This is a genomic window from Simkania negevensis Z (genome assembly GCF_000237205.1).
Classification (GTDB): domain Bacteria; phylum Chlamydiota; class Chlamydiia; order Chlamydiales; family Simkaniaceae; genus Simkania; species Simkania negevensis.
The window spans coordinates 2,104,682-2,120,161 of the sequence record NC_015713.1; the positions used below are offsets into that span (position 1 = coordinate 2,104,682).

Here is a 15,480-nt window from a genome sequence, read left to right on the forward strand (position 1 = left end):
CTAAATGTATGCCTTTCAGACAAATTTTATTTAATTCAGGGCAAAATGATGCCAAAATTGAAAATTATTCACAATCTATTTTTTAAAGAAAAAAAAAGAAAAAAAAGAAAATTACTTAAGTGCGCAATAAAAACAATTTTTATGACGATTAATTATCAAAAACGAGATTGGTTTCTTCGATAATTCTTTTTTCAGATTTTTTCTCATCACGTGGTTTTTTACCACGTAGGCTAAAAAAGAGAGGCGTTCCTGAAAACCGATAGGCATCTCGGAACTGATTGATCAAGTATTTTTTATAGGCGTCGTTCATCCTCTTTGGATCATTCACAAAGAAGATAAATCGAGGAGGCGCTGTGGTCACCTGCGCCATATAATAGACACGAAGCCGTTTTCCTTGGATCATTGGAGGGTGGCGCCTTTGCATGGCTTTTTCTAAAAATTGGTTGAGTTTTCCTGTGGAGATACGTTGATGCATGTCGTGATAGACATTGCGCAGCTCAGAAAAAATTTGATCGAGATGGCGCCCTGTTTTTGCCGATCCAAAGATCATTGGGCAATACTGAATGAAAGAGGCTTCAATTTCAAGGCTCTTGTAGCAATGCTCCATCCGTACCCCTTTGATCAGGTCCCACTTATTGAAAAAAAGAAGACATCCTTTACCTGCATTTTCAATTTGGTTCATGATCCGCTTATCTTGGTGAGAAAGTCCTTCTTGTGCATCAAGCATGAGAAGACAAACATCGGCACGTTCAATGGCTCGCTCAGTTCGGATTGCTGCAAACTTATCGACTACATCGTGTTCTGACTTTTTGCGACGGATTCCTGCTGTATCGATAAACGTGAAGGTCTCTCCCTCAAAGGTCACTTCGACATCGATATTGTCACGGGTGGTTCCTGGAATCGGGCTGACAACACACCTTGATTCATTCAGCAACTTATTGATCATCGTCGACTTGCCCACATTGGGTCGTCCAATCAAGGCGACTTTGATTCCTGCGGCAGAATCTTCTTCTTCCTCGAGTTCTGGACAAGGTGCAAGGGCTTTTTCGAGTAATTCAACCACGTTTCTTCCTTGCACTGCAGAAACAGGGATCACCTCTTGAATTCCCAATCCATAAAAAGGAGCGAGGAGAGGTTCTTGATGTTCTCCATCAATTTTATTCACTGCAAGGCAAAGGGGTTTGGTTGTTCGCTTGAGAACTCGTGCCACCTCTTCATCAAGGGTTGTGACTCCAATGATTGCATCGACAACTAAAATGAGGGAGTCGGCTTCTTCAATAGCAATTTCGGCTTGCCGTCTCACCTCTTCGGCAAAGGCGACTTCACCTGTTGGATCCATTCCTCCTGTATCAATGATTTCAAATGGGCGGCCAAAAAAGTCCCCTTCTCCGTAGAGACGGTCTCGGGTTACCCCTTCCATTTCATCTACAATAGAGATCCGTTTCCCGATGATCCTATTAAATAAAGCAGACTTCCCCACATTGGGTCGTCCAATCAAAGCAATTTTTGTTTTCATGAATATAGCATACCTTATTGCTCCAAATTAATAAAGAGACGGTCTCTCAAAAAAAAATTTACTCTAGATGGTATCGCCCCGAGTTTCTCGAAGAAAAGGGCTCTCCCCTAGCAGAAATGGTATATACTCAAACAACTTCAAAAATTGGGTTTGGGCAACGCGAAAGCTTTCGGAATTCGTCGATTTTAAGTGGTCTAATATTAGGAATATGAGTTCACTTAAAATCGGTAAATTACGGTGCTTTGGCACAGCCGAAAATCCAATTTTTGAAATTGTTTGAGTATAAGCCTAAACTCTGGTTTTTTTGCTTAGCCTCAGGAGAGAGAGTTCTCTTAAATTTTCGGTATTTTTGGCTCGGGAAGAGCTGTTTTCGAGGCAAAAAAGCAAGGAAGAATGAGAAAAAAAACCTGAGAAAAAGGGAAGAAACTCAGAGTTCATAAGATCACCGTGGTAGAAAAATGTCACTCTGCGCTATTAGGAAAGAAAGAGGACGGCACTATGGACGAAATTTCATTCAAAGAGTTTAAAGAGATTCTAAAAAAAGAACTCCCTAAGAATCAAAAAATTATCGACGTTAGAGGACCGGGTGAGTTCCAAGCAGCTCATATCGAAGGAGCTGAAAACCTCCCTTTTAAAGATGTTCGCTCTCACAAAGATCATCTTAATAAGCTCGATAAAATCTACTTTTACTGCACAGCTGGTGTCCGTTGTAAGCAAGCCTGTGAACTGCTTGAAGAAGAAGGAATCGATCCGAGTAAACTCGTCCATGTACAAGGTCACTCTAAAGACTGGGAAAACGCCGGACTGCCTGTTATCAAAGGATCAAAAATGCCATTTTCAATTCAACGGCAAGTCTATCTTATTGCAGGGTCCTTGATTATTTTAGGATTCATTCTCGCTTTTGCATGGAATAAGTGGTTTCTTCTTTTCCCATTTTTTGTGGGCGCAGGGATGCTTTATGCAGCGATTAGAGGTGTTTGCTACACAGACATATTCCTTTCAAAGATGCCTTGGAATCGGTAGTTTACACTAGAGTCATTCATAGCTCAAATAATGCGATGTTCTGATAATTGATTACTTTCGAGAGCGCGAAGGAAATTTTTAGCCTGTATTTTTAAGTTTATTTTGCTTACTCCCAGCAAAGAATGCTGAGAAACAAGAGAAATATACTCAAACAACTTCAGATTTCGTGTTAATATCTTTTTTAATCTTTCAGCTTGATGTAGTGAATGCTGTAGTAAGGTCGATTTGTAAAAGGACCTTCAATATTTATGCAGTCATCGCAATCTGCTATTCCATCATTACCCAGAAGAAGAATAAAATTATCTTCCAAAGAAGTAATACAAAATACCTGTGTCGATTCTGGATTGACAGCACAATCTCTAGGAAAACCTGCCATAATCAATTGACACTGTGAAGATCCCATTCCGGTATTCTTTTTAGCATCAATAATTGAAACACCTCCATCAATGTTTGAATTACAAGCAACATAAACTCTAGACCCATCGGGATTCATCACTAAGCCTTGTGGATTGTGCCTAACAGGAATCGTTGCAATAGTTCTTCTTGCAATCAAATCAAAAACCCCAACTGTATCATTTGCCTGAGAAAAAAATACCCTTCTATTATTCGGAGAAAAAATAACATTATTGGGTTCAGCATCTGTAGGAATTGTCATATAAATCCTATGAGTATCTAAACTTAAAACAAACAAAGATTTCGAATCAGCGCTCGCAATCACAAGATTATTCTGATCTGGGCTTATTGCTAGAGATTTTGGAGCTTCGTTCAAAGGTATACTGCCCGATTGGACTTTATTTGTTAAATCAATCACCACTATTTTATTACCTCCTGTGTCTAGAATATACGCATATCCTCTTTTGGAGCTCAAAACTATAGAATATGGGTTGGAAGATGCTTCTTCGATAATTAAGTCGATGGTCCCTACCATCTGTTTTGCATTGATATCAAATATTTCCAAATGCCCTGCACTATCTACGCCATAAGAAACAACTAAATATGCAAGAGCATTTTCTACATCGACAGTAACAGCTTTATATGTACCTTGAAGATTTGCAATTTGATTCTTGTTTTCTAAATCGAAAGCAAGACTATTATATGGCATTTGGACAAATATTCCATCTTTCGCATAAACTAGGTGTTGTTGAATAAATCGACTTAAGTCACTGATAATCTGTGAAAGCGTTTACAGAACGTCAATGACTTAGGTGTATTTTTTCAACACAACCCATAAACTATTGCAGTCATCCAAGTGAAAAGAATCAATAACAAGCTTCTCATCTTCATCTCCTAGTTAGAAATAAACGCATTATACATAAATTTTTTTTTCAAATAAAATTTTTGAGGAATATTTCACATGCGAGTAGCTGAAAAAACAGATGCTTGCCTAATGAAAACTCTATGGAAAAAGTTTCTTTAGTCTACAACGTCTTTGTTAATTTGACTGATGAGCTCGAGGATATCTTCTCGGTTGAAGTGTTTAATCTGATCTTGGTCGTCGTACCCAACAACACTTTCTAAAAGTCCTTCTTTCTTCACGATGAGGCGGTGAATATGCTCTTCAACAGTTCGTTTCGTGACCATCTTAAAGACTTGGACTCCTCGATTTTGCCCAATACGATGGACACGATCCGTCGCCTGATTCTCTTTTGCGGGATTCCACCACCGGTCGTAGTGAATCACAACAGAGGCTGCCGTAAGATCAATTCCTGTGCCAGCCGCTTTTAGTGATGCAACAAACACTTCACATTCGGGATCGTCACGGAAAGTTTCGAGTTGCTTTTTCCGATCTTGGGTCGACCCACGAATGGCGGCAAAGCCAATTCCGTGCTCTTTCAAATGACTCTCGATGATTTTCATCATGTCGAGATATTGGGTGAACACCACAAGTTTTTGCCCACTCGCGCGGGTTTCGCTTAGGAGCTCGACAAATAAATCCCACTTTCCACTTTGGTGCTCTTTATAGTTTGCGATATCTTTGAGAATCAAACTGGGATGATTGCAAATCTGTTTAAGTGTATTGAGAAGTGCAAAGACATGAAGGTAGGGAATTTCACTTTGCTTGTCTTTCATTTCCTTGAGAAGTTTATCTCGCGATTTGACATAAGCTTCTTTGTAAAGCTTAAGTTGCTCTTCAGAAAGTTCGCAACGGGCAATCTCTTCGATTTTTTCGGGAAGATCATCTAAAACTTCACTTTTTTTGCGTCGGAGCACAAACGGATGAATCAATTTAGCAAGAAGCTGTTTTTTTTCTTTATCTTGGTATTTTTCAATTGGGTTGATGAAATGTTCACGATACTGGGCTTGCGAGGGGAGGTACCCTGGCAAAACCACATCAAAGAGAGCCTTGAGTTCAAGCAACCGATTTTCGATCGGCGTTCCTGTCAGTCCAATTTTTGTTCCAGCTTTGACTGCTGCGAGCGCTTGATGGGTCTGAGATTGCATGTTTTTTGCAATTTGCGTCTCGTCAAAGATGGCAACATCAAAGGGAATTTTCGAGATGGCGTCTTTTTCGCTCCTTAGAGTTCCGTAGGAAGTGAGCAAAAGATCGGCTTTGATATTAAATGCTTTCAGCGACCGCTGAGTTCCATAGAAAACAACGACTTTCAAGCTTGGTAAAAAGCGACTGAGCAATTCCTCCCAGTGGTAAATCACAGAGGTGGGGCAGACGACAAAGAACTTTGCCTTCTCTTTTGCATGAGATGCAGCAGCTAAAAGAGCCATCGCCTGGTGGGTTTTCCCAAGCCCCATGTCATCACAGAGAAGTCCCGAAAGTCCATAGGAGTAGAGAAACCAAAGCCATTTGACTCCTACTTCTTGGTAAGGACGAAGGGTACTTTCTAAAGCATCGAGATTCAGCAGCTCTGCCGACTCAAAGCTGTCCATTTGCTCAAGTAATTCACGCGTTCTCTTTTCTTTCTCAGAGTTTCCAGTGGGCCTTGTGACATCCTCATAGGTTCTAAGCCGAATCCATTCAAGTGTCGTGAGTTCGACACTTTGCCCATTGGAGCCAATTTGATTTTCAGAAAGTTCTCTGAGCCAATTGAAACGGGGGTCTTTGAAAAAAATGAGGCCAGCTTCTGTAATCGCGTATGAGCGGTGGTGGTCAAGCCCTTCTTTAATCACTCCAATCGATTCTTCTCCAAATTCACTTTCATAAACGAGATCAATGATCCACTTCTTTCCGGGCGTGCTTGGGTCTTGTTGGAGATAGTTCACTTTTAAGTTGAGATTGTGCGGTCGCTTCAGTCGCTTATCTATTTTCTGAATGAATGGTTTGAGCTTCGTGAGCTCAACAGTCACAAAATAGGGCTCTTGCGATTCTAATATGGTTCTGGAGTTACGGTATTTTTCAGGAAGTCTTGCCGCTTGAGGGATTTCTGCAAACCCCTCTCCTTCAACATAGGTAAAATCCCCCAAAAAATGGACCTGTTTCCCAACATAGTCTGCAAGAAAGAGAAACTCGGGTTCGATATGAATTTTTCCAGTTGAATCCAGTGAGATATTTAAGCCTGCGCTTTCAACAGGCTGACGGGGATTAAAAAAGGATTTGATCTGCTCGAGCTCTTCTCGATTTTCATGAATAAATTGAGGTATTTCGGAGTGGAGAACTTCGGTTTCGGGCGTGATTTTTAAAAGGCCACGCGCGCGCAGCTTTTTGTAAAATCCTTTGCCTTTGATATAAAGCCAGTCTCCAAAATCGAGAATCTCGTCTGAGCCTTCAAACGCTTTCGACTCGTTTTCGAAACGGAGCCTCTTTAAATCCTCAAAACGATAAATCAAATGGAATTCAACATTTGACAAGTGGATTTGGAACCCTTCATGTTGATTGAGCCACAGTTTATGCTCATTAATAAAGTCCCCGATTCCTTCAGGAGGAATCACCTTTTCAAATCCATCAAAAAGCATTTCATCTAGCGGATGAAACCCTTCTTCTTTCAGATAAACCCAGGGTTTGAAAAACGTGACTTCCGCCGTTTGCAGATCGCCAGCTTGAAAAGCGTAACACGAAATGTGTAATTTCTTTTGCGCATCAAACTTGAGTTCATAAGAAGGTTTAATTTTTTCACGCGAGATTTTCGTTCCCACAAGATATTTTTCGAGTATTTTGATGTTATGAGATAAGAACTCTCCGATTTGCTTTTGAGAGATCACCTTCTTTTTGAGCAGTGGATTCATATTGATTGGGAAAAAACCTTCCCCTTTTTGAAATTCCCACTCCCCGATTTTAATCCGGGTACGTTCTTTGATTTTCTCTTCTGCAATTGGCTCTGCATGAATGCGAATTTCTTTTGTCTCGGGATGGTAAGTCATTTTCTGAAGATGAATATCTTGAAATTCATGCACACTCAGAGGTGAATCGACATCTTTAAGAGAGGGTATGAGAGTTTCCCAATTCACTTCAGCAATGTAGAACTCCAAATCTAGATCGGGAAAATGGCAAACCACCTTTTTGGGAAGAACAGCATCTGCATTTTGAAAATCAATTGAGTACTTTTCACGAAAGAGTTGCTTCGTCATCATCCATTTGGCAAGATCTGACCAAAACGAGAGCTCATATTGTAACTTTTGAGTCGGTGTGCCTCTCTTCCACAAAGCGAGCTCTTCAGACGAGAGGTTAGAAAACTTGAGAGAAGTTTCTTCCGTTTCAGCCACACGATTGAAAACATACTCATCGAGCAGCTCTTGCCCTTTTTGGGTTTTGATTTTCAATGAAAAAAGCATTTCTCCTTTCGGAGAAGGGCAGATAAATTCTTTCTCTCCTTTTTTTTCTAACACACCTGTGTCGGCTCCATGACGCGTGAACGCCATAAAACAAAGGTGATTCCAAAAAGAAGAGTGAAATTGAATATGAAGGGGCTCGACCCCACTCACCTGCAAAAATGCTGCTGCTAAATGAGCGCATGATTTTTCAGCTTCAGCTGTCTCACAGGTACAAAATGAATCTTTGAGCGCCCCCTCGTCATCGATCTGTAAAAAAGGCCAAAAGGTTTCACCTAATTTCTGATCAAAGACTTCAACTTGGTAAGTCCCCTCTGAAAATACAATGCTTTTCACATCTCCAGATTGAATAAGGAGATCCCCTTCCTGCTCATGTTCATTCTTAAAGGGAAATGTCATAACTCAAAACCTAAACGCGGATTTAGAGACTCTTGAGGACATCCTCAGGAGAGTAGTATTCATACCCTAAATCACCAGCGACATTTTCATTTGTCACTTTTCCAAAGGCTACATTAAGCCCTGGAAGAAGATACGGATCCTCAAGCAATGCTTGCTTGTATCCCTTTTTAGCAATTTGCAATGCATATGGTAGGATGCTATTTGTCAGTGCAATCGTTGCTGTTCTCGCACAAGCACCCGGCATATTTGCCACACAATAGTGAACTACACCATCTTGAATATAAATGGGATCAGAATGTGTTGTTGGCCGCGACGTTTGAACGCATCCACCTTGGTCAATCGCAACATCGACGATCACAGCTCCTTTTTTCATTTTCTTGACCATTTCCTTAGTCACCAGCTTTGGAGCACATTTTCCTGGAATGAGAACCGCGCCTACAACGAGATCCGCTAAAACAACCTCTTCTTCTAATGTCACTGGAGTGGAATAGAGAGTTTTCAATTTACCTCGAAAGAGATCGTCAAGGTCGCGTAATCGCTGGACATTGTTATCAAGAATCGTCACATCTGCTTTGAGACCAACAGCCATTTTAGCAGCCTGTGTTCCCACAACACCCCCTCCAATGATGACGACCTTGCCTGGTGTAACTCCAGGAACACCACCAAGAAGGACTCCTCGTCCTCCATGTACCATGTGCAGCGCATTTGCACCAGCTTGGATCGCGATCCGCCCCGCAACCTCACTCATCGGCATGAGGAGAGGGAGACGCCCTTTATGGTCGACCACAGTTTCAAAGGCAATACCCACCACTTTTTGCTTGAGAAGCGCTGCTGTCTGCTCTGGGTCAGGAGCAAGGTGCAAGAAGCAAAATAGAATTTGCCCTTCTTTAAGAAGAGGATACTCTGAAGGTTGGGGTTCTTTGACTTTAATAATCATTTCCGCTCGGTAGACTTCTTCAGCAGTAGGAACAATTAAGGCTCCCACTGACTTAAAGTCGCCATCTGTAAACCCAATCGCTTCTCCAGCTCCTTGCTGGATAGACACTTCATGTCCTGCTTTAATGAGCGACTGAACAAGGGACGGCGTCGCACCAACCCGGTATTCGTGATTTTTTATTTCTTTTGGAATTCCGATCTTCATAACCCAATTTCTCCCTCGAAAACATATGCTGCATGTCCTCGCATACTCAATCCTCTTAATAGGTCATCATGAGCTAATAAATCAAATTGAAGTCTCTCTTGTGAAGGAAATTCCACCTCTAGAAGCCCCTTGATGCCATATTTTTTCCAAGCGGCCACACAGGCAGCAGCGCCACCTGTTCCGCAAGAATGCGTTTCACCTTCTACTCCTCGTTCATATGTACGAACTTGCAGAAGACATGAGGGAAGGAGTTTAGCAAAATTCACATTTACCCCTGAAGGAGAAAAATGTGGGTGGTATCGTAATCCCCGTGCAACTTGAAAAAAATCTGCTTGGTGCATGTCATCACAGAAGTGAACAAAGTGAGGCACTCCCGAATCAATATGAAAAAAGGAGAGTCCATCAATGATCCCTTCCTCAAGAATTTTCGGAACTCCCATATCAACAATGATTTTCCCTTCTTCAATATCTGCTTTGTAGAGTTTTCCACTCGCAACAACTGTAAATGACTTTTGACGATTTCCTCGATCGATCAGGAACTGAACTAAAGAGCGGAGACCATTCCCACACATTTCAGCGCGCATCCCATCGGCATTGTAGATTTCCATCTCTGCATCTGCATTGCTGGGGCGACGTACAAAAATAAGCCCGTCAGCTCCAATGCCATAGCGACGATCACAAAGCTGTTTAATTTGATGAGTAGGGAGATGAACCGTCTCGCTCTCTATCAAAATGAAGTCATTTCCGGTTCCCTGATACTTATAGAAACGCATGCCTGCTACTATTCAAAGCCAAGTTCCTTATAAGAACTCACGACTCCATCGAGAAGACCAAAGTCGATCGCCTCTTCTGCAGTCATCCACGTATCGCGGTCAATTGTCTTTTCGATCGCCTTGGGCTCTTTTCCTGTAGCTTTCGCATAGAGCTCAACGATTTGAGTACGTGTCTTGATGATTTCCTTCGCTTGAATCTCTAAATCAGTTGCCTGTCCTTGAATGACGCCTGAAATGAGTGGTTGGTGAATCATGATCCGAGCCGATGGCGTCGCAAAACGTTTCTTTGGTGCGGCAGCCAAACTGAGAACCGATCCCATTGATGCCGCTAGACCCGTCACAAGGGTTGTGACTGGTGATGAGATCATCTGAATCTGATCCCAAATTGCAAAGCCAGAATCGACAGAGCCTCCTGGAGAGTTAATCACCAAAAGAATAGGTTTTCCGGGTTCGAGAAACTCGAGATACCAAAGTTTACTGATGATATCTTTCGCGCTTTGATCTGTCACTGGGCTGGAGAGAAAAACACGTCGTTTCTTTAGGAGAAGATTTTCCAGCTTTTGGTTGAATGATTTGGATTTTGTTCCTTCATCCTCATCCTCGTCATCTAATCTGATCGTTTTATCATCTCTTGTAAGCGGCATATTTATCCTTATTTTAGTTAACGCGAACTCACGTTAAGTTAACACTTGCTCTGCTAAGGCTAAGTCTGTCAATTCAGGATACAAGAGAAACTTGCCCAATAGCGTTGTCACTTCCTCTTGTACCCGTTTCAAGACTATGGAATCAATGTCCACCTTCGCCTTACTCGGTTTTCCTGTCTTATCGACAATGTGGGCTTTTGATGCTTTTAACAGATCGGCAATTAAATCGGCAATCTGATGCATTTCACCTTCTTTCATGCCAAGGGTGGTCAAGGCAGCTGTTCCAATACGAACCCCTGAAGTATACCAAGGACCATTCACATCAAATGGAATCGCATTGCGATTGACCGTCATGAGAGCTTCTCGCATCGCTGTTTCAGCTTGACGTCCTGTCAAACCAAAGCTCGTCATCACATCGAAAACGATGAGGTGATTGTCTGTTCCCCCTGTAAAGAGTTTCACGTCTCGATCGAGCAACCTTTCAGCTAAAGCTCGAGAGTTTTTCACAATTTGCTCTGCATAATTTCTGTACTCAGGGGTCTGAGCTTCACGAAAAGCAACAGCTTTAGCCGCCATAACGTGAGGAAGCGGGCCACCTAACACAAGAGGGCACCCTTTATCAATCACTTCACGATACTCTTCTTTGCAAAGAACCATTCCCCCACGAGGGCCGCGTAAGGTTTTATGTGTCGTCGATGTCACAATGTGAGCATGAAGAACAGGATCATAATCCCCTTGCATTACCTTACCAGCAACAAGGCCAGAGAAATGGGCCATATCAACCATGAAAACAGCCCCAACTGATTCGGCAATTTCGCGCATTTTTGCAAAATTAATGAGGCGTGGGTATGCAGAATATCCCCCAATCAAGATGGCGGGCTTTTCCCGTTTAACTTGCTCTTCCAGCTGTTTGAAATCAATCAACTCAGTTTCAGCATTCACATCGTAGGATACTGCTCGGAACATCTTGGCAGAAACGTTATGCCTATAACCATGAGTAAGATGCCCTCCCGAACTTAGCGAAAGCCCCATGACCTTTTGATTCAGCATGAGTTGGCGCACTTTTTCGTATTCTTCAGGGGAAAGCTCATCTAATGACTTTTTTCCTAGGGCTTCGACTTCCTTATTTTGGATGCGGTGAACGAGAATTCCCCAAAAGGCCACCAAATTCGCATCGGCTCCTGAATGAGGTTGGACATAAGCATGGTCACATCCATACAACTTCTTAAGTTCTTGTATTGCTAAAGATTCGATCGTGTCAATGTTATCGCACCCTGCATAAAATCGGTGCCCTGGATACCCCTCACTGTACTTATCCGTGAGGAGATTTCCCATTGCAAGTTGGGTTGCAAGGGAGCAATAGTTTTCCGAAGCGATCATTTTCAAGTAACTACGTTGATCGTGCAGCTCTTTAATAATCGCCTGAACAATTTCAGGGTTATCTTTTCGCAAATGATCAAGTCCGGCAAGATAAGCAATTGTCGCACTGCTGCGTTTGCTTTCCGGAGTTTTTTCAAAGTATTGATTTAAATATGACATCCACCAGCCCACTATTCTTCCTATAAATGAGTAATTATGTCACAAACCCTCTTATCTCGTCGAATAATTTTCCCCTCTCAAAAAAAATCTACTCGCTTAAGTCCCAAAATCACGACCTTCTTCTTCTCGAAAGTAAGTGATAAGAGAACGAAAAATTTGTTCTATCGCAGAAGGATCAAGTTTTTGGTCTTTCGCAATCAATCGTACTCGTTCAAAAATCTGCTCCTCTCTTTTGGGATCGTACACTTCACCACCTGTTTCTCTCTTGAACTGTGCAACAGTTTGAATGACTTTGCGCCTTTCGCCAAACAGTTTGATGATTTGTTCATCAATGTGATCAAGTTGCTTTCTTAACTTGACTAGCTTCGGATCAATACCCATCACTTCACCTTTTGTAATTTTTCCTTTCTCTTCAAATAAAAGAGCTTCGTTTTTTCAAGCAATCTGAACCTCTAAATTTTCGTAAAAAACTTGAGAAAGAATAAAAAGGCTGAAAAAAATAAGAAACTCACCTATCTAGAGAATCATATACATAGTCAAAGCTTGAGGCTCTAAAAAGATGACGATAAAAAAGCAATCAATAGAAACTTTTTATCCCCACCCACGTCCTTACTTTGCTTGGGGTGTTTGGCTTGCAGCTACATTGTTCATGGTTATTCTATATCTCATCGAATTTAGTGTCTGGGATGCTCATTCTCCTCTTATGGGGGAAAAATTGAATTCACCGCATTCCCTTCAAGACATTTTAACTCCATATTTAATTGCTACAATTCTCTTCCAGATTCCCGTCTCTTTCATGATTGATGAATGGGGCCCAACAAAAGTTGTTGGGTGCGTGATGCTAATCAGCACTATTGGGATTTTGATATTAGGGCTGAGCGATTCGAATGCAATTTTCTGGATCGCTCTTTTTATTACAGGAATTGGAGCCACAGTCTCTTATGCAAACGCTTTTAAATTTATCTCCAACTGGTTCTCTCCAAGAAAATTTCCTTTAATCGTTGGGGGAACAGTTTGTATCGCACATCTAGGTGCACCCTTTGGTCAACCCTTAACAAATTACTTTCTTTCTCATTTTCAATGGACAACGACCTTTATCAATTACGGCATCGTAGGGATCATCTATGCCTTATTCTTTTTTGCAGTCCTTCGTAGCTCAAGCCCAGGTGCTCAGTATAATGTCTACGCAAACCAGCAACTTCCCTCTGCAAAAACCGCGATCGTCTCAGCCCTCAAAAACCGCGAAAACTGGCTTATTGCCCTTGCTTTTGGACTTCTTGAGGGGCACAGAATCACTTTTGTGGGTTTTTGGCACATCACCTTCCTGGAAGCCTTCTACAAAATCTCCCCGGATGAAGGGGCTTATTTCAATACCCCATGTATTTTAGCCTATGCCTTTGGAGCCTTGTTCTTTGGTTGGATTGCAATGCGAAAAAAAATACGTAAGAAACTCATTATCATTGGTGCAATTCTTGCTGCAATTGCTAATTTTATCCCTGTTTATATTCCTGGTCTTTCAGATGTCATAGTCGTTATTTTGTTCAGTATCAGCTCTTTTTGCGCTGGATCGTTTTTTCTCTCAGCAAGTCTAATCCATGAGAAAAATGTTCCCCAAATCACTGCAACTGTAATAGGTATGCTTGTGATTTCATTGGCATTCTTTCGATTACTGACAAACTGGATAGTTTCCGGCATTCTCGATTTTATCAGTTCAGATCTAAGTCTATCATCTTATAGCCCTACTGAACTTAAAATCACATTTCTTGTCTTCCCCTTATCCGCTCTCATAGGGTTGCTGCTTCTCTCTCGAGTAAAAGACACTCACGGAAAACAAAAATTAACTTTATAAGTTGCTGTTAGAAAATAACTTAATAAAAATAAATATTTTTAAATAACTTATTTACAACAACTTAAATAATATTAAAATTTTATTAACATAAATAAACAATCTGTTATAATGAAGTTAACGTGAATGATAATTCACGACGTTTACATAATAAACCGCTTATACATGTCAATATCACACTAGGGAAAAAGCCCTTTCTGTTTTTGAACTTTATAATAACCTCAAAAAACAGAGAATAAAGCTCAACCCTATCTAATTTAAGTATTTACGCCTATTTTTTTGTGGATGCTTATATCCAATTTTTTTCAGATTTTTTGATTTTGCATTTTTGCAAATGGACAGTTTTGCATCGAATAAATATGAAAAAGGAGTTTTTGACACCAATTTATGTCCTAACAGTTGAGTCTTCCTTGGACTTGGAAAAGGCTGACGACTTTCTTCTCGAATGCACATAAAGTGCCTTCGACGAAGAGAAGCTCCGCAGGCCCCTTCGAGCCCTCGGTAAGGAAAGCCCCTCATTTTGGGTCCATATAATTTGAGGTAGAGTCTAAATGATAGACCCTTCCTGGACTTGGAAAAGGCTGACGACTTTCTTCTCGGGTATCAATAAAGCACCCCCGAAACAGCAAGTCTAGCTTGCCCCTCCGAGCCCCCTATACCCCCTTTGGGTCCAAGAAGATTACGGGCTAGAGTTTGAAATGACACAAACCAAACTCTCTTAGCCAAGTTTTGACAAAATTGGAAATGCATTTTCCAATCATATGGCAACTTGATAAGACACCTAGGGAAACTTGTAATCGACAGTGATGATTGCAACAAGACTGGTTTGTGCCAAAAGATTTTGAAAAACTCAAAGTTGCATTTGAAACAACTTTGCTAATTATAAAAATGAAACCAATTTTCATTAAGATTAGAACAAGGCAGGGTGTAGCTTATGGAAAAAAAGAGTTGAGAAGTTAAAAAGCACCTTCTCTATCACCCAATAGTTCAGAAAATAAAAGAGAGATTAAATTATGTCATACTTTCCAACAATTGCTCCAGGTGAAGATCCACTTCAAGCTTTGGATCAACTGACAGATGTAAGAAAACTTTATGAAAAAGAAATGAAAGAATTCGAACATATCGCTAATGGAAGTGCTGGAGCTGCTTTGATGTTCTTCGCTTTGGTTCTCAGCAATACAATGCTCGATTATCAAGGAGCTGAAATGAACGTTGAGTCTGGATTAATGAATACCGTTTCTGTTCTAAACACAGACTTATCCAAGATAAACGGAGATATTAACAACATTTTTCAAGACATTGAAAATAAAAACACAGATCAAGAAACAACAGACATCCAAGATTTCGTAAAGGATACTGGCCAGTACTATACAGATCTAAACTTCTATTTCAACACAGGAGGAAGCTACAAAGAAGGAGGCAATAATGAAGTCATTATACAAGCTCAGGCCCCATTTAAAAATGAAAACTTCGTAAATGCGATCGATGGTGACTTTAACACATTTCAAGTGACCGATGGCAGCACTACAGAGAGCTTATTCGCTGCTTTTGCCAATCCAAATACAAATTGGTCAAATATCGACTCTTCACTGACAACATTTTTCAACAATGCTTACAGCAGCTCAACCGGCAGCTCTAGTGGCTCAACATCGATGAAACAAGTTGATGATGTAGTCTCGAATGCCGAAACACAACAAAACCAGATTAACTCGATGGCTTCGACAAACTTATCTTCTGATCAACAAAATTTTAACTCATATGAAGGAACAATGAAAAACATCTTATCGATGATTACAAGCTTTATCTCCTATGCAAACAATAAAACTGTAACGCAGTAATATCAACAAATTTAACTAAGAAGGGATTTTTTATGAATTATC

Annotated in this window: 11 protein-coding genes; 3 read left to right on the plus strand and 8 right to left on the minus strand. The window is 40.9% G+C overall.

Annotated features, from left to right (window positions below; translation table 11 throughout):
• Positions 1-148: 148 nt before the first annotated feature.
• The gene (der, locus tag SNE_RS10285) at positions 149-1,516 is read right to left on the minus strand and encodes a ribosome biogenesis GTPase Der (RefSeq protein ID WP_013944361.1); all 1,368 of its coding nucleotides are present in this window, start codon (positions 1,514-1,516) and stop codon (positions 149-151) included.
• Between the two features lie 498 nt (positions 1,517-2,014).
• Between der and SNE_RS10295 the strand changes: the two genes are divergently transcribed.
• Complete coding sequence (locus SNE_RS10295) at positions 2,015-2,539, plus strand: rhodanese-like domain-containing protein (protein WP_013944364.1); 525 nt, start codon at positions 2,015-2,017, stop codon at positions 2,537-2,539.
• Positions 2,540-2,720: 181 nt separating this feature from the next.
• On the opposite strand, the gene SNE_RS10300 is transcribed toward SNE_RS10295, so the two are convergent.
• The 7 genes from SNE_RS10300 to SNE_RS10330 all read right to left on the minus strand — a co-directional run bounded on the left by SNE_RS10300 (position 2,721) and on the right by SNE_RS10330 (position 12,135).
• On the minus strand, positions 2,721-3,641 hold the full coding sequence (locus SNE_RS10300; protein ID WP_013944365.1) for a YncE family protein: 921 nt from the start codon (positions 3,639-3,641) through the stop codon (positions 2,721-2,723).
• 311 nt (positions 3,642-3,952) lie between these two features.
• Positions 3,953-7,657, minus strand: coding sequence for a DEAD/DEAH box helicase (locus SNE_RS10305; protein WP_013944366.1), 3,705 nt, complete (start codon positions 7,655-7,657; stop codon positions 3,953-3,955).
• A gap of 22 nt (positions 7,658-7,679) precedes the next feature.
• Positions 7,680-8,798, minus strand: coding sequence for an alanine dehydrogenase (gene ald / locus SNE_RS10310; protein WP_013944367.1), 1,119 nt, complete (start codon positions 8,796-8,798; stop codon positions 7,680-7,682).
• Positions 8,795-9,571, minus strand: a complete 777-nt coding sequence (gene dapF / locus SNE_RS10315) for a diaminopimelate epimerase (protein ID WP_013944368.1) — start codon at positions 9,569-9,571, stop codon at positions 8,795-8,797. Before dapF ends, ald begins: the two co-directional genes overlap by 4 nt.
• An 8-nt stretch (positions 9,572-9,579) precedes the next feature.
• Positions 9,580-10,215, minus strand: coding sequence for an ATP-dependent Clp protease proteolytic subunit (locus SNE_RS10320; protein ID WP_013944369.1), 636 nt, complete (start codon positions 10,213-10,215; stop codon positions 9,580-9,582).
• A 33-nt stretch (positions 10,216-10,248) separates the two neighbouring features.
• Positions 10,249-11,754, minus strand: a complete 1,506-nt coding sequence (locus SNE_RS10325; protein WP_013944370.1) for a glycine hydroxymethyltransferase — start codon at positions 11,752-11,754, stop codon at positions 10,249-10,251.
• A gap of 96 nt (positions 11,755-11,850) precedes the next feature.
• Complete coding sequence (locus SNE_RS10330) at positions 11,851-12,135, minus strand: chorismate mutase (RefSeq protein WP_013944371.1); 285 nt, start codon at positions 12,133-12,135, stop codon at positions 11,851-11,853.
• 178 nt (positions 12,136-12,313) lie between these two features.
• Here SNE_RS10330 and SNE_RS10335 point away from each other — a divergent pair, with 178 nt between their 5' ends.
• Together SNE_RS10335 and SNE_RS10345 are read left to right on the plus strand one after the other, a co-directional pair.
• Positions 12,314-13,603 (plus strand): MFS transporter, encoded by a 1,290-nt coding sequence (locus tag SNE_RS10335; protein ID WP_013944372.1) that lies wholly within the window; start codon positions 12,314-12,316, stop codon positions 13,601-13,603.
• Between the two features lie 1,010 nt (positions 13,604-14,613).
• On the plus strand, positions 14,614-15,438 hold the full coding sequence (locus tag SNE_RS10345; protein WP_013944376.1) for a hypothetical protein: 825 nt from the start codon (positions 14,614-14,616) through the stop codon (positions 15,436-15,438).
• Positions 15,439-15,480: the final 42 nt, after the last annotated feature.